Genomic DNA, 26,235 nt, shown 5'->3' with positions numbered 1-26,235 from the left:
ATCTCCGGTGGCGGCCGCGCTGACCATTTTTGAGGGACAGGCCGTCTTCAGGATACTCTCGCCCGGATCCAGCGCGTTCCGGGCGGGAGACGTGCTGCGCTTCGCCCATGGCTCGCGAACCACCCGCGCGAGGACGCCATGGTGAAGCGCGGCATCCTCCTCCTCGCGGCCAGCGCTCTGGCGCCGGCGCCGCTCTCGGCCCAGACGGTCGAGGACCGCGCCCGCGCCGCCGCCGAAGCATCCCGCGCGAAGACCTCGGACAGCGATGCGATCCAGCAGAATTATCTGACGCCGGGGCTTGCCGGACAACCGATCTCGACAGTCGACAACAGCCGGACGTTCAACCCCAATATAGCGTGCCAGAAGACGGCGACGCTGCTCGAACTGATCGCGCAGCCGGCGGCGACCGGCGATATCGGCACGCTGCGGATATCGCGCGACAAGGATCTCGACGGCACGGTCGACCAGACATTGACCCTGCCGGTGCCGGTATCGGGCATTTGCGCCAATGGCGTCGTCTCCTGTCAGCCGGGCACCTGGAACCAGTGCAAGAGCTTCAAATGGGATGTTGCGTCAGGCGGCGATCTCAAGCTCGCGCAAGTCGACCTGACCGATCTCGCCGGTTGCTACTGCATCAACAACAGCTGCGGCAGCAACCTCGTCTGGGGCAATATGGCCTCGGTGCTGAAAGACCTGGGCGGCGGCGTCATCGGCGCGCTCACCACGGCCGATCCGCGCGTCGGCGTCGCGCAGGCGGTGATCGACGGCCCGGCCATCCGTTACACTGGCGCCCAAAGCACGGCCTGCTCGCCCAACCCCGCGCTCCCGCAGACGGCCTATCGCGCCAGTCCCGCCACGATCCAGGGCGATGCCGCGAGCGTCGCCGCATCGAACAGCATCTTCCAGGCGCTCAAGGGCTCGCCCGCCGGCGTCGGCAAGGCCGAGCAGATCCGGTCCTGCACGATCACGCGGGAGGTGTCGTTGAACGCCGTCAAGGCGGACGATGTGATCGCGCATCTCGGCGGCGCCTATGCGATCTATGCGCCCGCACCCGATCAGCTCACATTGCAGATGGGCTCGCCGCGCGACGACAGCCTGCGAGGCGGGAGCTGCCGCATCTTCGAGTTTTCCATGCGGCTGCGGATCGATGATCCCGATCGCCTCGCGCAGTTCCGGCTCTCGCACTATTTCTTCGACGACTGGCTCCAGCTTCGCATCGACGGCGAGCTCGTGCTGTCCAATCCGGCGAACTGGACCGGGACCGGCCTGCCGCCCGGCAAGTGCGAGCGGAAACGGACCTGGCATGCCTATCCCAATCTCGACCTCAAGCCGTGGCTGACCCGCGGCGAGCATGTCATTTCCATGCGCATCGCGGTCGGCGGTGAAGGAGAGGCCTTCGCGCAGTTCGATGCAATGCTCGACCTCAGTTGCAACCCGACCGAGCGGATCGTCGACCTGTGCGCGGGCTATGCCGGCGACGTCAATTGCGCGCTTCATGACGAAAGCGTCGATGGCGTCGAGACGTTCCGCAACGGCGTCGGCACCGGCCTTACACCCCTCCCCCAGGCACGCCTGTTCGAGAGCGGCGCCTGCTCGCTCCGTCTCGCGCGGCCATGGTTCGAGCGTCAGCGCCGTTATCGTTGTACCGTCGATACCGGATCGATGCCGGAACCTGATCTGAGCCGCGGCGCCTATATCATCGACCATTCGACCGAGACCATGCTGGCCGACCGGACGAGGACCTCGGACGGGGGTTATGCCACCGCGTCACGGCCCTTCGCGCTGCCCGATCGCGGCTCGGTTCCGGCCTGCGAGCCGGTCTGCAAGACCCGCGCGCCCGCGCGCAATACGGCGGCTACCCTCGACGGAGTGGTCGGCACGAAACAGAATGCGCCTGTCGGGTGGGACACCTTCTACCATGCCTGCACGGCGGCAGGCGGCGGCGATGTCTGCCCTGTGGGTCCGGGCGAGGAAATCGTCTCGGCCTGCGGCTGCCTCGACGATTTTCCCGAAGCCGTCGTCATGATGCAGACCGTCCGCCTCGGTGGGGCCGACATGGTCTGCACGGGGGAAGTCCGATGATCGGGCGCCTCCTTCCCTGGCGGAAGCGCGCACAGCTGCTTGCGCTCGGCCTGTACGGCTTGCTGCTCGCGGGGCATGTCACGCCAGCGCAAGCGCAAACGCTCCCGGTCTGCGCGGTCGATCTCGATGGCAACGGCGATGCCGGTGATCCTGGCGAGGTCGCGAACTGCACGATCATGGCGGATGAAGAATGGCTCTGCCCGATCCAGCAAGTGATGTGCGTGGCCGATGCCGAGGGCGCGTATAGCTGCCCGCTCGGCAGCCAGCACTCATGCCTGACGCCGGTCGGCGGCGGCACGCCGATGTGCTCGCCCAATGCCTGCACCGGCAGCGACGGCACCGGAATTGAGGACGATCCCATCGTCGACGATCCCGGCGCGCCTGCCGATGGCGAAGTCGATGCCGAAGGGCATTGCCTCGGCAATATCGAGATATTCGCGGGACGCGCGGTGCGCTGCCGCCCAGCGGGTCTCAAGACCACCTTCTCGAACTGCTGCAAGGACAAAGGCAAGATCGTCAAGGACGGGATGGGCTCGTCCATCTCGTCGATCGGCACTAAGATCGCGGTGGCGAAAGGCGTCTTCACCGGCATGAAGGCCGCCTATGGCGCGTTCAAGGCGGGCGCGACCGCCGGCCAGGCCGCGAGCTCCGGCGCGAACGCGATCATCGCCGGGATCGATCCGACCTCGATCGCCATCAGTCTCGCGATCAATTTCATGATGGATTTCCTCCTGTCCGGCTGTGACCAGCAGGACATGGAAGTGGGCATGCTGCGCGGGTCGGGCATGTGCCACGAGGTCGGGACGTATTGCTCCTCGAAGATCCTCGGCATCTGCGTGCAGAAATCCAAGGGCCACTGCTGCTTCAACACCAAGCTTGGCCGCATCATCCAGGAACAGGGTCGCCCGCAGCTCAAGAGCTTCAACGGCCTTGGCTGGGGCACGCCGAAGAACCCCTATTGCCGCGGATTCACCCCCGAGGAATTCCAGGCGCTGGATTTCAGCAAGATGGACCTCTCCGAATATTATTCCGAAATCGAGGCCCGCGCCCAGGCCGACATCCAGATCGACATGAAGGACAAGATCGATGCCTATATGCAGGTCATCGGCCAATAACGCGCGCGTCTCGCTCGCGCTGGCCGGTATCGCTTTCCTCTCCACCTCCGCGCCAGCGCAGGACACCGCTCCGCCGGTAAGCGCGAGGGAGCGCGCGCAAGAGCAAGGCGACACGGCGATGGACCGGCTCGAACGCGCCACCGCCGCGCGCAAGGCCGAAGCGGAAATGCGCGGTCCGACCGCGCTGCCGACGCCATCGGACGAGACCCGCCGCCGCGCTTTCGAGGGGCTGCGCAAGCGCGCTCCGTCGCCGGCGATGGATGCGCGGGCGCGAACCGCGCTCGACAACGGCAAGGAGGCCATGGCCGCCGAGCACGACGCCATGGCCAGACGGCTCGGCCAGGCGCTCGGTCTCGATGCGCCCGACATGCAGGCCGTAGCCGGCATCACCACGCCTCCCGAAACCAAAGGCTGGGTGCCGGTGCTGTTCGTCTCGTCCTCGATGCCGGTGACGACATTGCGCATCTATGCCGGGCAGCTCGAACGGGTCGGCGGCGTGCTGGCCTTTCGCGGGATGCCCGGCGGGCTCACGAAGGTCGCGCCGATGGCGAAACTCTCCGCGGAAATCCTGCGCCATGATCCGGGATGCGAAGGCCCGGCCTGCGCGATGCGCGACGTGCAGTTGATCGTCGATCCGCTCATTTTCCGCCAGCACGGCGTCACCCGCGTCCCCGCACTCGCCATGGTGCCCGGCGATCCGGCGCTGCCCTATTGCGAGCGCGAGGATGATGCCCCGCGCGCCGCGCATGTCATCTACGGCGACGCCGCACTTTCAGGATTGCTCGAAGAATATGCCCGCCTCGGCGGCAAGCAGGAGGTGCGCGATGCTCAGACTCGCCTTCAGGGCCGCTAGATCCGGCTGGGCCGAACTGAAGCTGCTGCCGCTCAAGGCCGCGGTCGCGCTCGGCAGTTCGGGGCTCGGCCAGCCACCCCGACCCGAACAGTTGTGGAAGGCGTTCGGCATCGTCCTGCCGGTGGGCCTGCTGACGTGGTGGGCCATTCCCCAGGCGACGATCGTGATGAGCCCGTCGATCGACGCCTGGCTCGTCCGCAAGGCGCCGGGGCCGATCCATCGCGGCGATTTCGTATCGTTTACCCTGTCGCATCCGCTCGCCGGTCCCAAGCCGGTCGATGTTACCAAGATGGCGCTGTGCCTGCCGGGCGACCGCATCGACTGGATCGAGAAGCCGTCGTCTGCATCTGGCCCCATACATCCCGGCGAATGGGATGGCTGGTACTATTGCAACGGCAAGCTGCTCGGGATCAGCAAGCCTTATGGGCACAATGGGCAGAAGCTCGACCATTGGCGTCCGATGATCGGAACGATCCCGCCGGGCATGATCTATGTCGGCTCGTCGCACGCCAGCGGGTTCGACAGCCGCTACTACGGCCCGGTCGAGATCGAGCGGCTGAAGCGCATGGAGAAGCTGCTGTGATCCGCCTCGCCCTCCTCATCGTGGCGGTGCTCCTGCCGATCCTGCCTGTCCATGCGCAGACCGGCGAGCAACGCACCGGCTACTGGTGGTATCAGGCGCCGCCCAAACCCACGGAAGAGGATGCCGATCCCGACGCTCTCAAAAAGCCGGTGATCCCGCCGATGGTCGAACTGGCCACCTGGACGCCGCCGAAGATCAGGAAGCTGATCGAGGAACAGCGCGACTACGCGGCGACCGTGCTCACCGTCGATGCGGTCGCGGATTTCTGGCGTCTGCAGGACTTCGCCCGGCGCAAGGCCCGAGCCTTCGCCGGTGTCACGCAGATCGCCATGCTGCAAAATCCCGAACTCAACGCCAAGTCCGCCAATCCGATGGTCGGCGAGGCGCGTGACCAACTCTCCGCTCAGAAGGATCAGGTCCGCCGCCAGTATCTGCGTAGCCGCGCCAATGAATTCGCGCTGGTCATGTTCTCGCGTTCGACCTGCGGCTACTGCCGCGTCCAGTGGCCGATCGTCCAGCGCTTCCAGGACGAGATGGGCTGGCAGGTCACACTTCAGGACATCGACCGCAAGCCGGAACTCGCGCAGCGCTTCGGGGTCGAGGTCACGCCCACGACGATGGTGATCCGGCGGGGCAGCCAGCAGCGCATGGTGATCGCCAGCGGGGTCGAGGCCTATCCCAACCTCATCCAGATGGCCTACCAGGCGGTCCGGCTGCTCGCGGGCGATATCCGGCCCGAACAGTTCCTGACCGGCGCGGGCGAGGAAGACGGGTTCTTCGACGCGCTCGCCAACGGCCCGGTCTCCGCCACCGATCCGCGCGTCCTGGGCGGCGATCTGGTGGACGTTCGGATGGGACCCCGGCCATGATCCGCTTTGCCCCCATCCTGCTTACGGCGATGCTCATGGCCAATGGATCCGCGCACGCGCAGGCGCCGACGCACGAACAGGCGATGCGCGCGGCGATCCACCCGGTCGCCACCGACGCGAAGATGCGCCAATGGCTCGCCCGCGTTCCGGTGACGCGCGACTGGCCGCCCGACTTCGCCGAAACCATGAAAGGCCAGGCCCCCGCGTTCATCGTCGAGATGAGCACGGCGCCCGGCTGCATCCCCTGCGCCGATCTCTGGGCGCGGCTCGGCACATTGGGGCAACGCTATGGCTGGAAGGTCCGCACGATCGGCAGCCAGGAAGCGATGCTGCGCTCCGGGCGCCTCGGTCTGCCATGGGTCGGGCATCCGGTCGCCTGGGTCCGCCCTGTCGCCGATTCCAATCGCATCATTCCCGTCGCGATCGGCACCGATCACGCGCCCAACCTCGCGCGCAATCTCTACCTCGCCGCCAAGATGCTGACCGGGGTGAAGCCCGCTGTCGGCGTGCGCGGCATGGCGAAGTTCACCGGAATCGTGGCCGCGCCCACGCCTCCATCCTCCAACCGAGCAAGGAACTGACATGGGGAGCCAGACCCTTGCCCGCGCAAACGAAAGCTGCCCGCCATGGCAAACCCGCGCCGCCGCCTGACCCTGCTCGCCTTGCCCCTGCTGGCTTGCGTTGCCTTCGCCACACCGGCTTGTGCGCAAAGCTGGGCCGAAAGCTGGTTCGACAATGTGACCTATACCAGCCCCGGCTCGTTCGAGGACCAGACCCGCGGCTATATCACCGCGGGCGGCATGTCGGGCCGGATCGATGTCCATAACGACTATCTCATGTCGGTCACGCTGCCCAAGGTCCGCGCGGGCTGCGGGGGAATCGACATGTTTTTGGGCGGCATGTCGTTCCTCGATCCCGACTATCTCGTCCAGAAGCTCGAAAGCATCCTTCAGGCCGCCCCGGCGGTCGCTTTCCAGTACCTGCTGGAAACCCTCGATGAAAAAATGGGCAACATCATCTCGAAGATGGAGGCGGCGACCAACTTCCTCAACTCGATCCAGGTCAACGATTGCCGGCTCGCCAACCGCATGGTCCAGATCGCCCGGGGCGACGACAATATGTCGGGCATCATCGAAGAGATGACCGGCTACAAGAGCGTCCGCGAGGGCTTCTCCAAGAGCTATCAGCAGAGCCGCGAAAAGATTCAGGCGAACCAGGGCAATCCGACCGAGGATCTGCGCGACGCGCTGGAAAACTGCCCGGCCGAGGTCACCGACATCTTCAAGACCGGCTCGCTCCTCGCCCATGCCGCCGCGCGTGTCGGCGCGTCCGACTGGGCCGGCGTCATGCGCGCCCGCGTCGGCGACGTCTATATGCGCTGGGACCCGGCGGACAAGGTACCGCTGTTCACGGCTATCCCCGCCTGCGCGCGGCAGGACACCGAGAGCGTCGATGATTTCCTGACCGGCAAGGTCCAGACCCGCGCGATCGCGGTGCCGCCGACCTCGGCCGACTGCTCGACCGACGGCAGCGGCAAGGGCGCGCTGGTGCTCGCGCGCGGCCGGATGGAGTCGATCGCGATCAAGATCCGCACGCGCGCCGCGCTGACGGCGGAGGAACGCCAGTTCGTCGCCAATGTGCGCACCCTCCCCGTCTATCGTCTTCTGGAATGGGGCGTGCGCCAGGGGCTGGTCGAGAGCGTGATCGGCGATACCGACGAACTGGTCGCGTTGACGCTCGCATACCAGATGCTCAACGACCTCACGCGTAGCATAGATTTTGCCGTGTCCAATGCCGAACGTGGCGTGACCGCCGCCGGCGCGGCCGATGCCGGCAGCGCCCGGATCTGCCAGACCCGCATCCTCGCCAAGGGCATTGAGCAATTGAGCGGGCTACGCGACGAGGTGCTGCGCCAGCGCGCGCAGATGCGCCAGTCCTACATGGCCGCCCTCAACCAGGCGAACCTCTCGGCCAACTATGCCGGGGTCGTGCGCCAGCGCGACCGTGATGCGCGCGACGCCGCCGGCGCCGCCGCCAACCGCAACCGCTGACGGAGGGCCGCGTCATGCACCGCTTAGTTCGCGCGATCTCGGTCCTGATCGCTCTCTTCTCGGCCAGTCCCGCGCTGGCGATCGATGCGAGTTTCCACACCTATGACGGCTTTGCGGAGACGGTGGACGCCTTCCGCCTCGTCTCGATGATCTTCGGGGATTCGCGTTACGAGACATTGGTGCTGATCGTCGCGGTGGTGGGCATCGCGCTCGGCGTCCTGCTCGCCAGCATCCGCGGGCAAGGCATGGGCATCGTCGCCTTCGGGTTCCAGATGCTGATCGGCGTCGGCCTGTTCGTCGGCCTGGTCGCGACGACGGGCACGGTCCATGTCTACGACCGCGTCCGCAACGCCTATCAGCCGGTCGGCGACGTGCCGAACCTCATCGTGCTGGTCGCGGGCATGACCAACATGATGGAGCGCGCGCTCGCGGAAGTGATCGACGACAACACCACCGATCCCCATGCCAAGCTTGAGTTCGGGGCGGGCGGGCACAGTTTCGACCTGTTCCTCAATGCAGCGAGCCCGCGCGGCCCGATGACCGACACGTTCCTTGACGCGACGATCAAGGACTATGTCCGGCAATGCTATCCGGTCGCGCGGGTCTCGCCCGCCTATGGCGTCGACGACGATCAGCTGTTCCGCACGGCGACCGATCTTCCTGCCGCCTTTGCCGCGATGGCGGGGCCGGCGACCTTCAGCACGGTGTTCACGTCCACCGACAAGGGCGGCACGACGGTGAGCTGCAACGAGGCGTGGGAACATATCTCGACACGCCTCTCCGAACCTGCGCTGTTCGACAATTATGTCGCGCAGGTCTGCACCCGCACCGGCTACGACATCGGCAATGCGACCCAGCTTCAGCGCTGCCGCTCCAACATCGGCGAACTTGGCCAGATGATGATGGATACGCCGCTCTCGCTCCAGCAGTTCCTGACCAATGTGATGCTCGGCAGCACGGTGGGCGATGTGCTGTTCGAGGACAGTCCTGCAACGGCGGCGCGTGTCATGGCCAATCGCGCTGTCGTCTCGTCAGGCCTGGCCACCATGTCGACGGCCAACGAGTGGATGCCCACGATCCGGGCGACGGTCTTCGGGATCATGCTCTTCATGATGCCCGTCGCGCTGCTGTTCATCCTCACCCCGATCAATCTGCGCGTGGCTTCCTTCGCCCTCGGCCTGTTCGTCTTCGTGGCGCTCTGGGGCGTGATCGACGCCGGGATCTATCAGCTGACGCTCGGCCGCGCGACCGATGTGCTGGCCGAGATGCGCGCCAACCATGTCGCGGCCAATGCCTGGATGCTGGCGCCGTCGTCCGCGATGAAGGCGCTCGCCATCTTCGGGAGTTTCCGCACCGCGTCCGCGGGTCTTGCGGGGGCGTTCGTCTTCACGGTTTTCCGGTTCTCCGGTAATGTGTTCACCTCGTTCACATCCGGCGCGCTCGGTGTGCAGGGTCAGGGCACGGCAGCCGCCGCACCGCTTGCCACCAGCGAAGGCTATGCCGGCGCGCTCGAGGCGCAGGCGGGAGCAGCGGGCACCATGGCGCGGCGGGGCGCGGCTTCGAACTTCGGGGATTTCGGGGAGCGCTCGGCCTTCGGCGCAACCCGTGCGTTCGGTGCCGCGAGCAGCGTGCTCGGCGAACATGGCGGCGGCGCCAGCGGGACGGCCGCATTCGGCATGGGCAAGCTCGATGCGGCACGCGAACTGGGCGGGCTCTCCCCTGCCCTCACCGGCCGCAGCCTCACCGATCCCGCGACCGTGCGCGCCGTGCGCGACAATGCCGCGACCAGTGCGATCCATAATTTTGCCGAGAAGGATGCGCTCCGCAGCCTTGGCACCGGCTATTTTGGCGAGGGGCAATCCGGGGAACGTTCGTTCGCGGCCTTCACGCAGAAGATGGTCCAGTGGAAGGCGTTCGGGGATACGCGCGCCTATGACATGATGCTGTCCGGAGCCCAGCGGCATTTTGAGAGGAACGGCTACGACCAAAAGGATGCCGCGCTCAAAGCCTCGACGGTGATCGCCCAAGCGTCGGCTGATCCGACCTTCGCCAAACTGATCGCCAATACCTTCGACCAGGAGCAGATGCTGCGCAACGATCTTACCGGCGCGCAGATTCAAGTCGGCGCGATGGAAGGCCGGCGCGATTTTGCTGGCGACAATGTAAGGCGGATCGAGCGCGGCAATGTCGCGACCGAGCAGGCGCATAGGACCGGCAGCAATGAGGGCCAGCGCAACGCCGCCTCCATGCTCGGCCTCTCAGTCCAGGAAACCTCCCGCCGCATCGCCTTTATCAATGCGCTATCCGGAGAGGCTCGGTCGACAGCCATTTCCCAACTCTCCCGCGCAACCGGCCGCAACGAGGCGCAGGTCATGCGGGCGCTCGAAACCTACAATGCCGCCGTGCAGGTCGGCACCGCCGACGGTGCGACCGTCGAGGCCGCGCGCGAGGGCGCCAGCGTCTATGGCCGCACCCGCGAGGCAGCGGGCTTCGATTTTGCGGAGCGGTCGGGCAAGCTCGACGCGCAGCGTGAGGTCGGTCACGACGGTACGCGCTCGGCCGCCCGGATCGGGGAGCAGCGGCGACAGGCCGACAATGCCGGGTTCGCGGAAGGCGCGGCCGCCGCGGGCATGTCGGTGCGCCAGGCCGCACATCTCGACAGCTTCATCCGCACGCTGTCGCAGGGCGCCGGCAATCAGGTCGACATGGCCGAAGGTGGTGCGGCCGGGATCGCTGACCGCGCTCGCAACGAACGGATGACGCGGATCATCGATAATGAGCGCCTGACGCGCATGCAGAAGCTGCTGGCCGATCATGGTGTCGACATGTCGAAGCGGCAGATCGCCATGGCGCAGAATGGCGATCTGAGCCTCAATCTCACCCCGGAGACGGCGGCGCAGATGTGGCGCGGCGGGCTCATCAACGAGAGCCAATTGGGCGCGGTCGCCAATGGCGGGCGGGCAAGGTTCTCGTTCGCCGACAACGATCTTCTCGTCTCCAGCTCGGTCGGGTTCCAGCAATCGGCCCGCAACGATACCTCTACGCGGTTCGAGGCAGGGAAACAGGCCGGGCCCGACACGATCGAGCATTTCCTCAGCAGCGGCGAACAGGGCCAGGCGATGATGCAGAACTGGCTCAAGGGCGGGTTCGAGATGGACCGTCATGGCAACTGGCGTCTGAACCCGCAGGTGGCCGATACGCTTACGCGCGACGTGCAGGCGATCATCGCGCAGACCGGGTGGCAGCGCGGGCTCTCGCGATCCGCGCAGGATAATGTCACGATCGGTACAAGCGTCGGCGCTCAACTCGGAGGCTCGGTTGGGGTCGATGAATCGGAGGCGATAGGCGGTCGCGGGCAGCCTGCAGAGAAAGGCAAGCAAGCGGGCCAAGCGCAGTCGCCACAGAAGACCACGTCGACCTCAGGTCGAGTGGGCGCCAGTCTTGGTTTTGAAAGTCGTGACGTCGGAATCAGCAACGAGACAGCACAGTCGTCGATTGACATCGTCAACTACGACGTGCGCGAAGCGATTGCCGCCGCCGAGCGCGAAGCCGCGCGCTCGAGCGACCCGGCGGCGACCTTCTCGCGTGAACTGTCGGACCGGATTCTTGGCCCGGATGGCATACGCAACCGATATCTCCATGATGCGGATTCCGGCCGGGCAACTTTCGACATTACCGGGCCCCTGACTTCGGTCGAACAGAACTCCGTCCTGAAGAGCGGTAGATTTTCTACGGACGTGGATGGCAGCCCCGGCGATGGCGACAGCAGCTTCAAGAATCGTTAGTGCTTGAAGAACCGACTAGGGTGCTGAAGGCTCAGCGGGTTGCCGATGTAGAGACCTCCCGACCGTGGATCGAATATATCGGTGCCAGCACGAAGGTCTTCCATTCCTCGCTCATGTTCCTCCCACATTCTTTTGGAGGTTCTGGCCACCGCTTCATCGGACACAGGCGTACCCTCGCCCGTCGATGAAAACCCGGCCACCCACTGCTGCACATAGCCGAGTCCAAGCACCATGAGTGCCGTCATCGGAAAGAACAGGAGGTTGAGAAAACCGGCCGCCGCACTGTCGTAGAACGCCTCAAGCGGCGCGATCCTGGTCGATGTAGCCATGCCAATCCACCAGACCGGAATTGCCGACCACCACAGCTTCGCGTACCACGGACGCCAGAGCCAATCGGACGGTTTCAGCCGAGGCGATGCCGGTTCGGGCGCTTGAATATGGGCGGCGTTGTTCATCGCTATATCCTCACTGGAGGACTATAGCAGAATTCTGTCGGTGTTCCATCATTTGTGAATCGGCTCGATCTGGAAACCGATTGGGAACAACGCTTCTAATCTATCGGCATTGACCCATCTTTGCGAACAGGGATCGATGTGGCGGCGTCAATTCCAGAGAGAGGGTATTGGCGCCGCCGCAATAACCGTCACCAATGTCAATGCATGACGGTCGTTCTTGCCAGTTCCGGTAAATGTCGCGGCTGGGACAGCTTTTGCGGTGTCCAACACGGACTGCGTCTCAGCCGCTTCTGCTGGGCATATGACTTACAAGGTCGGCACGAGACCGTGCATTTTCCATATCTCGAGCATCTCCATCCCCGGGCAACCCCATTCTCGGCACCTCCGCTGATGCGAGCGGCGGCGCGACCTGTAAGGCTGGCAGTCATGATGTTTTCAAAATCTGAAGTCCGGCTAACGGCTCGGAAATCATAAAATAGCGCATGGCACCTTCGCGCAAAAAGCCAGCGCACAACAATATCCAAGTTGGGGGTTGTTGTTGATGAAAATCCCGCGATTTCTGTCATGCTCCTCTGCAACTAAGAAGGAGGTGAGAGCATGGGGAGCGGTAACGAGCCGGGCAACGACGAATTGAAAGAACAAGCGCTGGAAATGATGGAGCAGTCCTTGGCGATCCTATACGCCTTGCAGGAACCCGCTGCTGCCGATCTCCACGATGTGATTGAGAGGGTCATGGGGTCGTCGGGCAAGATGGGGGAAGAAGGCGAGGTATGGGATTCTGTTTTTACCGATCTACCGCACCTGACCATGCGGGCCTTGTTCCTTCATCGCAATGACGGCTTTACCGTTGGCCAGATCGCACGCCGCCTCCGCATCAGCGAGGCCGACGCGGCGGAGCGCCTCGACCACGCTGTGCGCTATGTTCGCGCGCCTGCATCACCAAGAATATAGGCAGCGCTAGCGGAAAGACATTGCCCGGCCATTCCGCCAAAATCCATGTCGAACCGTAAGCCTTCAATGTACCTGCTGGTCCCAAACGCGAGCGGCTCCCTCTCCCATCACCTCCACCCTTTCCTCGCTGCTCCCGCACTTCACCTAACCACCACCCTTCCGCGCTGCTCGCCGCAAACAGGCTGACCTGCAGGCGTCGGAGGGGCGCCTGACCTATCCCGGCAGCAATTGCTTCTCCAACGCGGCAACAAGCTCCTGCCTCTTGCCAGGGTCCAACCGGTCCAGGTTACGTTGCTTCCACAAGACCGCGGGCAGTCGCCTCGCCTCATCAATGCCCGCAAGCGCCCAGTCCGGTTCACCACGCTTGAAGCCGACAAGGAATTGCCGATGAGTGTCAGGCATCCCGGCAACCATGCGCGCGATGATGTCTTCACGCGCTGATTCCAGTTCCGCCAGAGTGATCGGCTGGTGAGTCATTCCGACGAAACCGCGCTCGAACTCCTCGGCGAGCGGTTTACGGGCGGGAGCGAGAACCTCGGCCATCGGGCGATTATGGCTGGCGAGGTAGACGAGAAATGCACGTCGCAAATCGTCTGTGACGCCTTCGTTCGCCAGCAAGTCGCGGACGTCGAAGAGGTCGCGAGGGTGCTGCCGGTCGAGCGCCGCCACGATTTTTCCCGCATAGAGATCGGCGAAGGACACCACCTGAATCTCAGCAAAACCAAAGGCGTCCTCGACTGCGGGAACGACACCCATAACGACGGGATCATAGACCGTCCCGCGCAACACTGGCGTGACCTCGATCTTGATCTGCACATCATCCGCACGAACGATGAGCTTGGTGACGATTTTTTCGTCAGCGGAACGCGACGCATGAATCCTGGCTCCGACCAGTCCTTCCTCGATGCGTTCCTTGATCCGCAGCATCGCCGCATCGATCGTGGCGAGCGAGGTCGCGCGGTCCTCGATCGGCAGATAGGTGAGGTCGATGTCCACCGAAAGTCGCGGCAGGTCACGCACGAACAGATTGATCGCTGTTCCGCCTTTCAGCGCGAAGATATCCTCCTTCGCGACGTGAGGCATAACACGCAGAAGAAGAGCGACCTGTCTCCGGTAGCCGTCGAGAAACGCCATACAGCTATTCTCCCGCCAGGTCGGAGGGCACGGTGATGTTGTAGCGCCGGTCGAGCTTCCCTCCTTTGACCAGGACGCGTTTGCCCGATCCGAGATCCAGGCGGGAAACATCGAGCTTCGAACGCCAGGCATGGCCATGGCGATCCGCGAAGAAGAGGAAGAGACGCTTCACTTTTACGCTCGCGCACGCCTCAAGAAGTGTCTGAAGGCGACGTGGGCTGAGGTCGCTCATTCCTTCCATCAGCATGTCGACCTGATGGAAGCTCTCATGGGGAAGCTCATCGAGCAGTTCGAGAACGGCGCGTTCCTTGCTCGAACAGCGGATCGGCAAGGTCGTGCCGGCGGTGCTGGACATCCGGGGCGCAGGCTCGGGAGGAATCTCGCCGTCGACTGGAAACAGCCGGAGGCTGTTATGCCAGCGGAACGAGACATCGAGTGGCAGGCTGTCGAGCCATGTCGGCGGCCGGCTTGGCCCATAGAGATGGACTTCGCGCACCGTTATGGAGAGATAATGAGCGTAGCCCTGCTGTTCGAGCGCTGTGCGCCCGCCAACTGTCAAAGGCAGGTCCAACAGGGATTGCAGTGAGATAACGGCCTGTTCCCAGGTGAGCGGTCCACGCGAGCGGCGATAGACGCGCCGGGTCGGGCTATCGAGCCATCCCGCGCGAACATATTGGCTCCGCAGCGATGATGAGTAACCATGGGCTTCCATCCATGCCGCGTCGACCAGCAGGCTCTCTGGGAGATCCCGTTGCAGCCGGTTTAATTTTCCTAATGTTTGCGAAGCCATGCTATGCATTTTGACAGATTGGGAAACTACTGTCGAGTTTATTAATTTCGAAATTGGCTAAGCCTTGCTTGGCATTATCAGAGCTCGGCAAACTGGATCGTGCGACCGTAGGTCAATACACTTATCCGCCCTAGGCATGGCGATTCGCGGGCCAATTGACGGGATGCGCAACACGGCGACACCGACAGGACTGTCAAGGACTGCGCCGTTTCGCCCTGTGGCGCGGGCGGCGGGGTCCAGCCTCAATGATCCCTTGGTCGTTTCGAAGGATCTGCGCGTCGATGAGCGCCCTGGCGACAAGCTCTGAGCGCTTGTAGACGCCGTAACGCTGCTTTGCGTGGGAGACGAAATAGCGCACCGAGGTCTCGCTCAGACCGAGTATCTGGCTGATCTCCCAATCGCTCTTGCCGACGGCGACCAATGCCGTGCATTGAGCTTCGCGGCGCGTGAGCCTGGGTACGTCATGTCCGCGCGAGGCATGATGTAGTCTGAGGCCCGCCTTGAACCCGAAGGCAGCGACGATGTGGAGCGTCGTCAGTAGCGATGGCGAAGCCATGATCGGCTCCGCGCGTGCGAAAGTGCAAGACGCATGGGATTCGCTCGGTATGTGGAGCGGCACGGTGACACCGTGGACGAGACCATGCAGCCGCGCTTCTTCGAACAGGGCTGATTGTGTGCCTGTGAGATCGACATAACCGGGAATCTCGTCCCAGCTGAACGGGCGGTCCAGCAACTGGCTCACCTCATAGACTGGATCGATGACGTACGCGTGGCTCTCGGTGTAGAAACGCACGAACTCCGCCGGATAGTTGGTAATAACCAGCGCCCGTTCGACCAAGCGTGGGAGGCCGCCATGTTGGATCATCGCGACATAGGGGAAGCCCATTTTCGTGGCGGCATCAGCTAAGGCGGCGAGCAGCGCTTCCATTGAAGAAGCGGCATTGAAGCGTGAGAGTGTCTCACGCATTCTGGCATTGACATACATGGCATCCTCCTTGGGTTGTGTTGGCCGTGCACCGGCAAACGTGCCAGAAGAAGCCGTTGTGATACCTATGGGAGATAGGGGGCATTCACAGCCGTCAGCCAGCGCTATGGCTGACGCGTGAGGCTGCTAGGGCAATCGTGGATTCGCTGTTTCGAAAACCTGGCTCAGGATCCGCGACACCGCCGCCGGTATTATTCTCCTGCGAAACCTGCGCGGAACCGTTCGGCAATCGTTAGTCTGAAGCATCGTTACGATGTCCCACGCAATTTGGTGTTCTGACATTCGACTGCCTCCTCACGCCATCGTGCCGATGGTTCGCCGGAACCGCGCCAACGCAATGGCGAAGAAGATCGCGCCGATAGCAATGATAGCCAGGAACTGGGGCCAGACCACGTCAAAGCCCGCGCCCCGGTAAAGGATGGCCTGCGCCATCTTCACGAAATGGGTGGTGGGCGCGGCCAACATGACCGTCTGGACGAACTCCGGCATGCTTTCGCGCGGCGTCGAACCGCCGGACAGCATCTGCAACGGCAGCAGCACCAGCATCAGCAACAAGCCGAACTGCGGCATGGAGCGCGCGATCGTCCCCATGAAGATGCCGATGGAGGTCGTGGCGAACAGGTGCAGCCCCGCTCCGGCGAGGAACAGCGCGATCGACCCTTCGACGGGAACGGACAGTACCCCTTCCACCATCACGAAAAGCGCGAAAGCGCAGGCGACCAGGACAACGAGCCCCATGGCCCAGACCTTGCTGGCCATGATCTCGAACGGCGTCACCGGCATCACTAGCAGGTGTTCGATCGTGCCGTGCTCGCGCTCGCGGATCAGGGCCGCGCCCGTCAGCACGATCGACAGCATGGTGACGCTGTTGATGATTTCCATGACCGCGCCGAACCAGCTTTGCGCCAGCGTAGGATTGAACCGCACGCGCAGCGCCAGCTCGACCGGGACCGGCGTGCTCGCACGCGTGCCTTTCATGAATTCGGCAACTTCGCCCTGCACGATCTGCTGGATGTAGCCGCCGCCCGTGAAAGCCTGGCTCATCCGCGTAGCGTCAACGTTGAGCTGCAAGCCGGGTTGGCGTCCCGCAAGTACGTCTCGCTGAAAATCGGGCGGGATGTCGAGAGCGAACGTATAGCGCCCGGCATCCAGCCCCTTGTCCACTTCGTTCAGTCCCACGATCGAAGGGGGCGTGAAGTGCGGCGGATAAAAGGCGCCGGTTATCCGGCTGGAAAGCTGCGACTGGTCTTCATCGACGATCGCGATAGGCGCCTTGTGCAGCGTTTCCGGCATGGCGGTTGCCGCGACGTAGATCCCCACCGAGAACGAATAGAGGATCAGGAACAGCATCATCGGATCGCGCCACAGGCTGCGCAGTTCCTTGATGCCGAGCCGGTAGATGTTGGCCGCGTGGCGCATATCAGCTCTCCTGCTTACGCAGCAACGCGACACACAGCGCCAGGATGACGGGAAACGTCGCGAACAGCACGAGAAGGTCAGGCCAGAGGTCGGCGAAGCCCAGCCCCTTGGAAAAGACGCCGCGGCAGATGGTGACGAACCAGGTCGCGGGATATATCGATCCGATCACCGCGCCCGCCCCCTCGAGCGAGGACACCGGGTTGATCAGGCCGGAAAACTGCACGGCGGGCAGGATCGTGCCGATGGCGGTGGCGAACATCGCGGCAATCTGGCTGCGCATGAAGATGGAGAACAGCAGGCCGATGGCCGTCGCCGACAGCGTATAGAAGAGAGCGCCCAGCGTCATCGCGAGGAAACTGCCCGTCAACGGCACACCGAACATCGTGACGGCGAGGAACACCAGCAAGACATAGTTCAGCATGGCGAGCGCGACATAGGGAAGCTGCTTGCCCAGCAGGAATTCCACCTTGCTGATCGGCGTCACGTAGAAATTGACGATGGAACCCAGCTCCTTTTCCCGCACCACGCTCAAAGCCGTCAGCATCGCCGGGAACAAGAGCAGCATCATCGGAATCACGGCCGGCGCGATGGCTACAAGGCTTTTCACGTCCGGATTGTAACGATAGCGCAGCTCGATATTGACGAGACCCATCGATGGCCGCGCACCTGTTTCCTGCACGGCCATTTCACTGAGCCAGTGGGCATGCAGGGCCTGGACATAGCCTTGCACGGTCTCGGCCCGCTGCGGCATGGCGCCATCGACCCATACACCGATCTGCACCGGCACGCCCCGGCGCAGGTCGCGCGCGAAATTGGGCGGAATCTCCAGGGCCACGCTCAGTTCGCCCGAGCGCATCCGCCGGTCCAACTGGCTATAGTCGGTGATCGGCGGCCGTTCGATGAAATAGCGCGATCCGGCCAGGTTGAGGACGTAGTTCTCGCTGGTGGTCGTGCCGTCGCGGTCCAGCACGGCGAACGGCAAGTCCTCCACGTCCATGCTGATGCCATAGCCCATGATGAACATCAGGATGACGCTGCCCAGCAGGGCCAGGGTGGCGCGGATGGGATCGCGGCGCAATTCCAGCCCTTCGCGCCGGGCATAGCTCATCATCCGGCGCCGCATGAACCATGGGGAGCGGGCCGGTGCAGCCGAAATGTCCTGATCGGCCGCGGCAGGCGCGCCCGCAGGAACCGGATCGTCCCTCTTTTCTGTCGGCGTCTCGCCGCTCGCATCCTGAAGATAGGCGATGAACGCTTCTTCCAGGTCCGCCGCGCCGCGGTTCTCGACAATGGCGGCGGGGGTGTCGCTGACCAGCACCTTGCCCGCATGCATCAGCGATATGCGGTCGCACCGCTCCGCTTCGTTCATGAAGTGCGTGGAAATGAAGATCGTCACCTTGTCGCGCCGGGACAGGTCGATCATCATCTGCCAGAACTGGTCCCGCGCGATCGGATCGACGCCGGACGTCGGTTCATCCAGGATCAGCATTTCCGGCTTGTGGATCATGGCGACGGCTAGGCTGAGCCGCTGGCGCTGGCCCAGCGGCAAGGCGCCGGGCAACGCATCCATGATGCCATCCAGGCCGAACCGCTGCGCCATTTCCCTCACGCGGGCCGGCACTTCCCCGGCGGGAACATGGAAGAGCTGGGCATGCAGCTCGAGGTTCTGCCGGACCGTCAGTTCCGAGTAGAGCGAGAAGGCCTGGCTCATATAGCCAACGCGCCGGCGCGTCGCCATGTCGTCATTCTCGACCTCGCGGCCGAACAGCCAGGCCTGGCCTTCGCTGGCTTTCAGCAGGCCGGTCAGCATCTTCATGGTGGTCGACTTGCCGCAGCCGTTGGAGCCGAGGAATCCAAAGATCTCGCCGCGCTCGATGCGAAAATCGACATGATCGACTGCCGTGAAATCACCGAAACGCATGGTGAGCCCCTGCGCCTCGATGGCGATCTCGGCCTCGCCGCCGTCGCTGCGCGGCGGAATCTCCACCGGCTTGTGCCCGCGGCGGCGCTCCTCGGGAAGCATCGAGATAAACGCCTGTTCCAGCGACTGTTCGCCGGTGCGTGCATAGAAGTCGGCTGCGGTGCCGGTGGCCAGCACCTTTCCCGCGTCCATCGCGATTAGCCAGTCGAAGCGTTCGGCCTCTTCCATATAGGCCGTGGCGACCAGCACGCTCATGTGCGGGCGGTTCGCGCGGATGCGGTCGATCAGATCCCAGAATTGCGCGCGCGACATGGGATCGACGCCGGTTGTCGGCTCATCCAGCAGCAGGAAATCGGGATCGTGGATGAGCGCGCAGCACAAGCCGAGCTTCTGCTTCATGCCGCCCGAAAGCTTGCCCGCCGGGCGCTTGCGGAACGGCGCGAGGCCCGTGCTTTCGGTGAGGTCGGCAATGCGGCGCTCGCGTTCGGCCGCGTCCTGCCCGAACAACCGCCCGAAGAATTCGAGATTTTCGTCGATGGAGAGCGTAGGATAGAGGTTCTTGCCCAGCCCCTGCGGCATATAGGCGATGCGCGGACACACGGCGTTGCGGTGGCGGGCCTCGGCCATGTCGCCGCCCAGCACCTCGACCCGGCCCTCCTGGATGGCTCGCGCGCCCGCGATCAGGGAAAACAGGCTGGACTTGCCGACGCCGTCCGGGCCGATCATCGCCACCATGCGCCCGGCGGGGATTTCAAGATTCACATCATCGAGCGCCAGCACCTTGCCGTAATGCAGGCTCACGCCCGAAACGCGGGCGACAGCTTCCGTCATTGCGGCACGTTGACGGTCAGTTTCGCGGGCCATTCGGATTTCGGATCGATCCGCACATAGGCCATGCCCGGAAGGCCGGTCTTGACCTGGGTGATATAGCGATCGAGCAACTTGCGATCGATCTGCGCCTTCACGCGGAACATCAGTTTCTGGCGCTCGCTTTGCGTCTCCACCGTCTTGGGCGTGAACTGGGCCACATCGGCAACGAAGCTGACTTTCGCAGGGATCGCACGATCCGGAAGCGCATCGAGCACGATGCGTACATCGCTGCCCAGCGCCACCTTGCCCGCGACCGTTTCCGGCAGGAAGAAGGTCATGTAGACGTCGCCCAGATTGACCAGGTTGAGCACGCGCCCGCCGCCACCCACGACTTCGCCCGGCTGGGCGACGCGATATTGCACGCGGCCGGCCGTCGGCGCCTTGAGGTCGCTGTCGCGGATATCGGCCTCGATCCGCTGGATGGTGGCGCGCACGGCATCGACCTGCGAACGCGCGCCGATCACCTGGTTGCGCGCCGTCGTGATCGCCGCGTCGACGGCCGCGAGTTGGGCGCGAGCGGCCTCCACTGCCGCCGCCGCGCCTTCGACGCGGGCCTGATCGTCATCCCGTTCCTGCACGGCGGTCGCACCTTCTCGCGCCAGCGTTTCCGATCGCGCCAGCCGCTTGCGCGCCGCGTTCAGCTCCGCCTCACGCTGGCGGACGCCGGCGAGAGCCGCCGCCCGGTTGCTCTGCTGCTGCGCGACCTGGCTGGTCGCGATCTGGATGCCGTTCAGCGCCTGCGCCAGTTGCGCTTCGGCTTCGGCCCTCTGGGCACTCAGCACGTCCGTATCCATATGGGCGACGACTTGCCCCGCCTGCACGAACGCGCCTTCGTCGACCAGGATTTCGCGGATGCGGCCGGGCGATTTGGCGGAAACGTCGATTTCAACCGCTTCGATCCGGCCGTTACCGCCGACGATGCCTTCGGGCAAATCGCCGGGCTTGAGCACCTGCCAAAGGAGCAGAGCTACAACGACGAGCGCCGCCGCGATGCCGCCCCTGATGAGCCATGTCTTCCGGGACGCCGTCATCGCCTGTGTTCTCCGCCTTGATCGTTGCTGTCGTGGACGACTTCGGCGGGAAAGCCCCCGCCAAGCGCCGCGTAGAGGGCTATGCCGCTCGCCAGATGAGCGCGGCGCAACTGGATCAGCGCCTGTTCGGTGTCGAAAAGGTCGCGTTGCGCGTCCAGCACTTCCAAATAGGCCGAACGCCCGTTGTCGAACCGCAACCCGGCCAGCCGAGCCCGTTCGCGCAAGGCGTCCAGCGAGCTGCGCGCGGTGTCGATCCGCAACGCCAGTTGCCGGCGCCGGACCAGCGCGTCGGAAACATCACGAAACGCGCCCTGCACGGTCTTTTCATAGCTGGCCACGGCTTCGACCTGCCGCGCTTTCGCCAGATCGAGGTTGCCGGAAAGGCGGCCCGCATTGAACAGCGGCAGGGCGATCGTCGGGGTGAAGCTCCACGCGCGGCTCCCGTCGCCGAACAGCCCGTCGAGATCGGAACTCGCCGTGCCGAAGGCACCCGTCAGGCTGATATTGGGAAAGAACGCCGCCCGCGCCGCGCCGATATCGGCGTTGGCCGCCCGCAATTGATATTCCGCCGCCACGATATCAGGCCGGTTGACCAGAAGGTCGGAGGGCAAGCCCGGCGGAAGGGCGATATCCGGTCCGGTTTCGGCAAGACCGAGGGGCCCAGGCACGATCTCCACGGGCCGCCCGACCAGCAGCGCCAGCGCGTTGCGGTTCACGTCGCGGTCCTGCTCAAGCGCTTGCAGCGCATCCTGCGCCTGCGCCAGCAGCAACTGCGCCTGGGTCATTTCGAGCTTCGAGCCGGACCCGACTTCATAGCGGCGGCGCATGATCCGCAGTGAGTCCTCGCGCGTGACGATCGTCCGCCGGGCAAGCGCGAGGCGTTCCTCATATTCGCGCTCCAGCAGATAGCCATTGGCGACCTGCGCGATCAGGCCGGTGGCAACGGCGCGCTTCGCCTCTTCCGTCGCCAGATAACGATTGCGCGCGGCGTCGTTCAGGTTGCGCAGACGGCCCCAGAAATCGATTTCCCAGCTCGCGCTCACCTGCGCGGTGACCTGCTTGATGTCATAGCTCTGCGTGCCTGCGCCCGGCAGGCTGATGATGGAACGACCCCGCGTGCCGGTGCCGACGGCGTTGAGTTCGGGATAGAGCGCCGATCCCTCGATACGCCAGGCCGCGCGCGCCTGATCGACGCGGGCCGCGGCGATACGGATATCGCGGTTGTTCTCCAGCGCGGCCGCGATCAGCACACGCAGATGCTCTTCCCGGAAGAAATCATGCCAACCGATCCGCGCGATGGACGCGCCCAGCGCGGCTGGCGCGGGATAGTCCTGCGGCACCGGCTGGGCCGGCCGGACATTGGGCGGCGCGAAGGAACAGCCGGACAGGAAAGATGGCACGATCATCGCCGCCATGACGGCCCGGAACCCGCATAAACGGCCAGTAATATGAGCGCTGCGAGCCATCTAGTCCGGTTCCATTCTGGTTCAAACAGGCGGTACGCCTATGGGCAAGCACCTCTCCGGACTATTAGTATCTACACTTAGTGGTTTTGATATTGCCCGGTATCACTTGCCGATCAAGCGCGAAAGCTGGAATGAAGCAGCGATGGGCCGCGAGCGATTCATGAAAGATGACGGCGCCGCATCGGGAACCGGCTCGCGTCTGCCTGCCCGCGATCCCAGGGGAGGAAGGCCGCCACAGGAGGTCGCAGCCCGGCTTGGACATCATATCCTCGAGACGGCGCTTGCCCAATTCATCGCCGGCGGCGTCGAGGGTACGAGTATGGAAGCTATCGCCGCCGCCGCACAGACATCGAAGCGAACGCTCTATTCCCGCTTCGGCTCAAAGCTCGCCCTGCTCGTCGCCGCCATGGAACACAGCCTTGCCCGCTATCTCGATCCGATCGCGGCATCGGTCCCTCGAGGAAGCACCCGCAAAAAAATCGCCTATATCGCTCGCAGGATGCTCGACCTGTCGCTTCAAGGCGATGTCGTGGGCATCGAAGCGCTCATCATCTGGCTGGCAAACCACAATCCGGGCATGATGCGGGCACAGCCCGCGATCGGCACCCAGTTCGGCATCGATCTGATGCAGACGATCCTTGCCGAGGCGAGCGAACCGAACAGCGAGGAAGCAGGCGATCTTCCGTTCCTCGCTGCTTTTCTCTTCGACGCGCTGGTCACCGTGCCGCGCCAGCGCATCCTGCAGCGCCATGATCTGCACAACACCACCCGGACAAAGGCTGCCTATATCGAGCGAGCGCTCGACCTCATGGCAAAGGCCATTCCGTTCCTGAACGAAGGGCGCGGTAACCGCCTCACATCCTGAAGCCCTCGCCAAGATAGCGATGCCGGACTTCGGGGTTGTCGAGTACCGCTTCTGGGCCGCCCTCGAACAGCATCCTGCCCTGATCGATGATATAGGCCCGCTCGACCAGTTCGAGCATCTCATGCACATTGTGGTCGGTCAGAAGGATCGCCACGCCTTCTCGCTTGAGCTTTCGCACCATCGCCTTGACGTCGGCGATCGACATGGGATCGATGCCCGCGAACGGTTCATCGAGCAGGATGACCGAGGGCGCTGCCGCCATGGCCCTGGCGATCTCGCAGCGCCTGCGTTCCCCGCCGGACAACCGCTGTGCGGGAACGTCGCGAATGTGGGCGATATTGAACTCGGCAAGAAGTTCATCGAGCCGCGCGGCAGCTACATCGCGATCGGCGATATGCAGTTCGAGCACGGCCGCGATATTCTCCGCAGCCGTCATGCCGCGGAAGATCGATCCTTCCTGGGGAAGATAGCCGAGGCCCAGCTTCGCTCTTCGATCCATGGGAAGCGCGGTGACATCCTGACCGCCAATCTCGATCCTGCCGGCATCCACGCTCATCAGGCCGGCAATCGCATAGAAGCAGAGCGTCTTGCCGGCCCCGTTTGGCCCCAGAAGCCCCACGATTTCGCCTGCCCGCACTTCGAGCGCGACATCGTCAAGCACCTTCCGCTTGCCAAAGGACTTCTCGATCCCGGCGATCGAAAGAACCGTCGGCGCGCGCTCGACTGCGACCGGTCCGATTGACGCGGGCGCAAGCGGCTCGCTCTCCGAACGCGCGGCCGGCGATACGAGTTGGGCATCATGCCCGAGATTTCCGCCAAGGTCCCTCAAAAGCCGGGTCAGTACGCGTCTCCATCCCGGCCGGCCAGCACCAGCGCAACCGCTGCCATCATGGCGATCTCGCGGATCATCCATTCTCCTTCAATTTCCCGCAAAATTGCCCGGGATGACGACCGCCGTACACTGTATCTCCAGGCAATGCATCGCCATCGTGAACTATACCTAGTGGCTTTACGCTCAATGATTGAGGCTCCTTTTTCTCCAGCAGGCCATGGCCGAATATCCCCGCGCCCGCGGTTGCGACTGGCCGTCAGACAGCCGTCCGGTCGCAACCAAGCTCCGTGCGGCTTGCATTCTATCTTACCTATGCAGTACCGTTCGGCATAAGAAGAACCGGGAGGGGCGGCCCAAACATCTGCTGTGGAATCCTGTCGGAGAGACGAGGCACCTTCCAGCGGAACTCGGAGTATATAGTCATGGCCACGTCCCCTCCGCCTTCCGACGATCCGCTGGACGGAATCAGCGAAACGCTCGACCGCACGGCATCGGCGGCCATCGCGCAGACGACTTTCGGCCTTTCGCCGGCCACGCTCCTGCTTGCCATGGCCGATTGGGGGATTCATCTCGCCACGTCGCCGGGCAAACAAATGCAGCTTGGCGCCAAGGCCATCCGCAAGCATGCCCGGCTTTTCGACTATCTGCAGCGCCGCATGGAAGACAGCGAGGCCGAACCGGCCATCGAACCATTGCCGCAGGACCGGCGCTTCGCCGATCCCGCCTGGAAAGAATTACCTTTCAATCTCGTCGCTCAGGCCTTCCTGCTCAACCAGCAATGGTGGCACGCCGCGACGACAGGCATTGGCGGTGTCTCGAAACATCATGAAGACATGGTGGAATTCGCCGCACGGCAGATGCTGGACATGCTCGCGCCGACCAACTTTCTCGCCACCAATCCCGTTCTCCAACACAAGATCGCGGAAACAGGTGGCCAATGCCTGGTCGACGGCTTCCGGCACCTGGTCGAGGACATGCAGCACATGGCGCGCGGCCTGCCGCCGGTCGGCGCCGAAGCCTTTCGCGTGGGCGAAAACGTCGCCACGGCCAAAGGCAAGGTCGTCTACCGCAACAAGCTGATCGAACTGATCCAGTATGAACCGACCACGGACACCGTGCGGCCCGAGCCAATCCTGATCGTGCCCGCGTGGATCATGAAATACTATATTCTCGACCTGTCGCCCGAGAACTCGCTGGTCCGCTGGCTGACGGCGCAAGGCTTCACCGTGTTCATGATTTCGTGGCACAATCCCGGCAGTGCCGACCGTGACCTCGACATGGACGCCTACCGGCACCTCGGACCGATGGCGGCGCTCGATGCGGTGACGGCGATCACCGGCGCGACGGGCATCCATGCCATGGGCTATTGCCTGGGCGGCACGCTGCTCTCGATCGCGGCCGCGGCCATGGCGCGCGACGGAGATGACAGGCTCGCCAGCGTCACACTGCTGGCCGCACAGACGGAATTCAGCGAGCCGGGGGAATTGGGCCTGTTTATCGACGAAGGCCAGCTCAACCTGCTGGAGAACATGATGTGGAGCCGGGGCTATCTGGACAGCAGCCAGATGGGCGGCGCCTTCCAGATCCTGCGTTCCAACGATCTGGTCTGGTCGCGTGTGCTCGCCACCTACCTGATGGGCGAGCGCGAACCGATGAACGACCTCATGGCCTGGAACGCCGACGGCACACGGATGCCCTATGCCATGCACAGCCAGTATCTGCGCCGCCTGTTCCTCGACGACGACCTGGCCGAAGGAAAATACCGGGTGGATGGGCGAACCATCAACCTTGCCTCCATCCGCAAACCGCTGTTCGTGGTCGGAACCGAGCGCGATCATGTCGCGCCATGGCATTCCGTCCACAAGATCCACCTGCTGACCGGGGCCGAGATCACTTTCGTCCTGACCAGCGGCGGGCACAATGCCGGCATCGTTTCGGAACCGGGCCACAAGGGCCGCCGCTACCGCGTGTTGACCCGCGAGGTCGACGGCACCTCCTACGATCCCGAAGAATGGGCAAGCCGCGCCGAGCAAAAGCAAGGCTCATGGTGGACGGCGTGGGGAGAATGGCTGGCCGCGCGTTCGGGAGAACCTGGTGCGCCGCCGCCCATGGGCGCAGCGGACAAGGGCTATGCGGCGATCGCCGATGCTCCCGGCCATTATGTGCTGGAGCATTGAG

At 64.0% G+C, this 26,235-nt stretch carries 20 protein-coding genes; 11 read left to right on the top strand and 9 right to left on the bottom strand.

Going from position 1 to position 26,235, the window contains the following annotated elements; translation table 11 throughout:
* Positions 1-138 precede the first annotated feature (138 nt).
* Genes EGO55_RS17675 through EGO55_RS17640 form a run of 8 tightly spaced genes read left to right on the top strand, consistent with a single transcriptional unit; the run spans position 139 to position 11,338 of the window.
* Positions 139-2,082 (top strand): hypothetical protein, encoded by a 1,944-nt coding sequence (locus EGO55_RS17675; protein ID WP_013846831.1) that lies wholly within the window; start codon positions 139-141, stop codon positions 2,080-2,082.
* A complete protein-coding gene (gene traN / locus EGO55_RS17670; RefSeq protein ID WP_021246295.1) occupies positions 2,079-3,197 on the top strand; it encodes a conjugal transfer protein TraN in 1,119 nt (372 codons plus the stop codon). The genes EGO55_RS17675 and traN overlap by 4 nt, the downstream gene beginning before the upstream one ends.
* Positions 3,169-4,050 (top strand): type-F conjugative transfer system pilin assembly protein TrbC, encoded by an 882-nt coding sequence (locus EGO55_RS17665; RefSeq protein WP_021246294.1) that lies wholly within the window; start codon positions 3,169-3,171, stop codon positions 4,048-4,050. The genes traN and EGO55_RS17665 overlap by 29 nt, the downstream gene beginning before the upstream one ends.
* Positions 4,022-4,633: a S26 family signal peptidase gene (locus EGO55_RS17660; protein ID WP_021246293.1), complete on the top strand. Its 612-nt coding sequence runs from the start codon at positions 4,022-4,024 to the stop codon at positions 4,631-4,633. Before EGO55_RS17665 ends, EGO55_RS17660 begins: the two co-directional genes overlap by 29 nt.
* A complete protein-coding gene (locus tag EGO55_RS17655) occupies positions 4,630-5,502 on the top strand; it encodes a conjugal transfer protein TraF (RefSeq protein WP_021246292.1) in 873 nt (290 codons plus the stop codon). The genes EGO55_RS17660 and EGO55_RS17655 overlap by 4 nt, the downstream gene beginning before the upstream one ends.
* The gene (locus EGO55_RS17650) at positions 5,499-6,083 is read left to right on the top strand and encodes a hypothetical protein (protein ID WP_021246291.1); all 585 of its coding nucleotides are present in this window, start codon (positions 5,499-5,501) and stop codon (positions 6,081-6,083) included. The genes EGO55_RS17655 and EGO55_RS17650 overlap by 4 nt, the downstream gene beginning before the upstream one ends.
* A gap of 45 nt (positions 6,084-6,128) precedes the next feature.
* Entirely contained in the window at positions 6,129-7,553 is a 1,425-nt protein-coding gene (locus EGO55_RS17645; RefSeq protein WP_021246290.1) for a conjugal transfer protein TraH, read from the top strand.
* A gap of 14 nt (positions 7,554-7,567) precedes the next feature.
* On the top strand, positions 7,568-11,338 hold the full coding sequence (locus EGO55_RS17640; protein ID WP_021690792.1) for a conjugal transfer protein TraG N-terminal domain-containing protein: 3,771 nt from the start codon (positions 7,568-7,570) through the stop codon (positions 11,336-11,338).
* Here the strand turns inward: EGO55_RS17640 and EGO55_RS17635 are convergent.
* Complete coding sequence (locus tag EGO55_RS17635) at positions 11,335-11,793, bottom strand: hypothetical protein (protein ID WP_021246288.1); 459 nt, start codon at positions 11,791-11,793, stop codon at positions 11,335-11,337. The genes EGO55_RS17640 and EGO55_RS17635 overlap by 4 nt on opposite strands.
* 597 nt (positions 11,794-12,390) lie before the next feature.
* On the opposite strand from EGO55_RS17635, the gene EGO55_RS17630 reads away from it, so the two are divergent.
* Complete coding sequence (locus tag EGO55_RS17630; protein ID WP_013846840.1) at positions 12,391-12,744, top strand: hypothetical protein; 354 nt, start codon at positions 12,391-12,393, stop codon at positions 12,742-12,744.
* 213 nt (positions 12,745-12,957) lie between these two features.
* On the opposite strand, the gene EGO55_RS17625 is transcribed toward EGO55_RS17630, so the two are convergent.
* The 7 genes from EGO55_RS17625 to EGO55_RS17595 all read right to left on the bottom strand — a co-directional run bounded on the left by EGO55_RS17625 (position 12,958) and on the right by EGO55_RS17595 (position 22,360).
* On the bottom strand, positions 12,958-13,878 hold the full coding sequence (locus tag EGO55_RS17625; RefSeq protein ID WP_021690793.1) for a nucleotidyl transferase AbiEii/AbiGii toxin family protein: 921 nt from the start codon (positions 13,876-13,878) through the stop codon (positions 12,958-12,960).
* A 4-nt stretch (positions 13,879-13,882) separates the two neighbouring features.
* On the bottom strand, positions 13,883-14,668 hold the full coding sequence (locus EGO55_RS17620) for a type IV toxin-antitoxin system AbiEi family antitoxin (protein WP_021690794.1): 786 nt from the start codon (positions 14,666-14,668) through the stop codon (positions 13,883-13,885).
* A 193-nt stretch (positions 14,669-14,861) separates the two neighbouring features.
* Positions 14,862-15,653, bottom strand: a complete 792-nt coding sequence (locus EGO55_RS17615) for a helix-turn-helix transcriptional regulator (protein WP_021246285.1) — start codon at positions 15,651-15,653, stop codon at positions 14,862-14,864.
* A gap of 294 nt (positions 15,654-15,947) precedes the next feature.
* Positions 15,948-17,072 (bottom strand): ABC transporter permease, encoded by a 1,125-nt coding sequence (locus EGO55_RS17610; RefSeq protein ID WP_021246284.1) that lies wholly within the window; start codon positions 17,070-17,072, stop codon positions 15,948-15,950.
* A 1-nt stretch (position 17,073) separates the two neighbouring features.
* Complete coding sequence (gene rbbA, locus EGO55_RS17605; protein ID WP_280528967.1) at positions 17,074-19,857, bottom strand: ribosome-associated ATPase/putative transporter RbbA; 2,784 nt, start codon at positions 19,855-19,857, stop codon at positions 17,074-17,076.
* On the bottom strand, positions 19,821-20,894 hold the full coding sequence (locus tag EGO55_RS17600) for an HlyD family secretion protein (protein WP_021246282.1): 1,074 nt from the start codon (positions 20,892-20,894) through the stop codon (positions 19,821-19,823). The genes rbbA and EGO55_RS17600 overlap by 37 nt, the downstream gene beginning before the upstream one ends.
* The gene (locus EGO55_RS17595; protein ID WP_210766564.1) at positions 20,891-22,360 is read right to left on the bottom strand and encodes an efflux transporter outer membrane subunit; all 1,470 of its coding nucleotides are present in this window, start codon (positions 22,358-22,360) and stop codon (positions 20,891-20,893) included. Before EGO55_RS17595 ends, EGO55_RS17600 begins: the two co-directional genes overlap by 4 nt.
* Positions 22,361-22,400: 40 nt before the next feature.
* On the opposite strand from EGO55_RS17595, the gene EGO55_RS17590 reads away from it, so the two are divergent.
* Entirely contained in the window at positions 22,401-23,225 is an 825-nt protein-coding gene (locus EGO55_RS17590) for a TetR/AcrR family transcriptional regulator (protein WP_021690795.1), read from the top strand.
* On the opposite strand, the gene lptB is transcribed toward EGO55_RS17590, so the two are convergent.
* Positions 23,215-24,138 carry an LPS export ABC transporter ATP-binding protein gene (lptB, locus tag EGO55_RS17585; protein ID WP_062066091.1) on the bottom strand — a complete coding sequence of 308 codons (924 nt, stop codon included), beginning with the start codon at positions 24,136-24,138 and terminating at the stop codon, positions 23,215-23,217. The genes EGO55_RS17590 and lptB overlap by 11 nt on opposite strands.
* 341 nt (positions 24,139-24,479) lie before the next feature.
* On the opposite strand from lptB, the gene EGO55_RS17580 reads away from it, so the two are divergent.
* Entirely contained in the window at positions 24,480-26,234 is a 1,755-nt protein-coding gene (locus EGO55_RS17580; protein WP_021246278.1) for a PHA/PHB synthase family protein, read from the top strand.
* Position 26,235 lies beyond the last annotated feature (1 nt).

This window comes from Caenibius tardaugens NBRC 16725 (assembly GCF_003860345.1).
Taxonomy (GTDB): Bacteria; Pseudomonadota; Alphaproteobacteria; order Sphingomonadales; family Sphingomonadaceae; genus Caenibius; species Caenibius tardaugens.
Note: the sequence above shows the minus strand (reverse complement) of the source record. Positions and strands in the feature narration are given on the sequence as shown.

Excerpts from the sequence above, each read along its gene's own strand:
- rbbA (WP_280528967.1), bottom strand. The coding sequence starts at position 19,857 with ATGGCCCGCGAAACTGACCGTCAACGTGCCGCAATGACGGAAGCTGTC.
- EGO55_RS17635 (WP_021246288.1), bottom strand. The coding sequence starts at position 11,793 with ATGAACAACGCCGCCCATATTCAAGCGCCCGAACCGGCATCGCCTCGG.
- EGO55_RS17595 (WP_210766564.1), bottom strand. The coding sequence starts at position 22,360 with ATGGCTCGCAGCGCTCATATTACTGGCCGTTTATGCGGGTTCCGGGCC.
- EGO55_RS17625 (WP_021690793.1), bottom strand. The coding sequence starts at position 13,878 with ATGGCGTTTCTCGACGGCTACCGGAGACAGGTCGCTCTTCTTCTGCGT.
- EGO55_RS17580 (WP_021246278.1), top strand. The coding sequence starts at position 24,480 with ATGGCCACGTCCCCTCCGCCTTCCGACGATCCGCTGGACGGAATCAGC.
- EGO55_RS17645 (WP_021246290.1), top strand. The coding sequence starts at position 6,129 with ATGGCAAACCCGCGCCGCCGCCTGACCCTGCTCGCCTTGCCCCTGCTG.
- EGO55_RS17650 (WP_021246291.1), top strand. The coding sequence starts at position 5,499 with ATGATCCGCTTTGCCCCCATCCTGCTTACGGCGATGCTCATGGCCAAT.
- EGO55_RS17615 (WP_021246285.1), bottom strand. The coding sequence starts at position 15,653 with ATGTATGTCAATGCCAGAATGCGTGAGACACTCTCACGCTTCAATGCC.
- EGO55_RS17600 (WP_021246282.1), bottom strand. The coding sequence starts at position 20,894 with ATGACGGCGTCCCGGAAGACATGGCTCATCAGGGGCGGCATCGCGGCG.
- traN (WP_021246295.1), top strand. The coding sequence starts at position 2,079 with ATGATCGGGCGCCTCCTTCCCTGGCGGAAGCGCGCACAGCTGCTTGCG.
- EGO55_RS17620 (WP_021690794.1), bottom strand. The coding sequence starts at position 14,668 with ATGGCTTCGCAAACATTAGGAAAATTAAACCGGCTGCAACGGGATCTC.
- EGO55_RS17640 (WP_021690792.1), top strand. The coding sequence starts at position 7,568 with ATGCACCGCTTAGTTCGCGCGATCTCGGTCCTGATCGCTCTCTTCTCG.
- EGO55_RS17675 (WP_013846831.1), top strand. The coding sequence starts at position 139 with ATGGTGAAGCGCGGCATCCTCCTCCTCGCGGCCAGCGCTCTGGCGCCG.
- EGO55_RS17590 (WP_021690795.1), top strand. The coding sequence starts at position 22,401 with ATGGGCAAGCACCTCTCCGGACTATTAGTATCTACACTTAGTGGTTTT.
- EGO55_RS17665 (WP_021246294.1), top strand. The coding sequence starts at position 3,169 with ATGCCTATATGCAGGTCATCGGCCAATAACGCGCGCGTCTCGCTCGCG.
- EGO55_RS17610 (WP_021246284.1), bottom strand. The coding sequence starts at position 17,072 with ATGCGCCACGCGGCCAACATCTACCGGCTCGGCATCAAGGAACTGCGC.
- EGO55_RS17630 (WP_013846840.1), top strand. The coding sequence starts at position 12,391 with ATGGGGAGCGGTAACGAGCCGGGCAACGACGAATTGAAAGAACAAGCG.
- EGO55_RS17660 (WP_021246293.1), top strand. The coding sequence starts at position 4,022 with ATGCTCAGACTCGCCTTCAGGGCCGCTAGATCCGGCTGGGCCGAACTG.
- lptB (WP_062066091.1), bottom strand. The coding sequence starts at position 24,138 with ATGGATGATCCGCGAGATCGCCATGATGGCAGCGGTTGCGCTGGTGCT.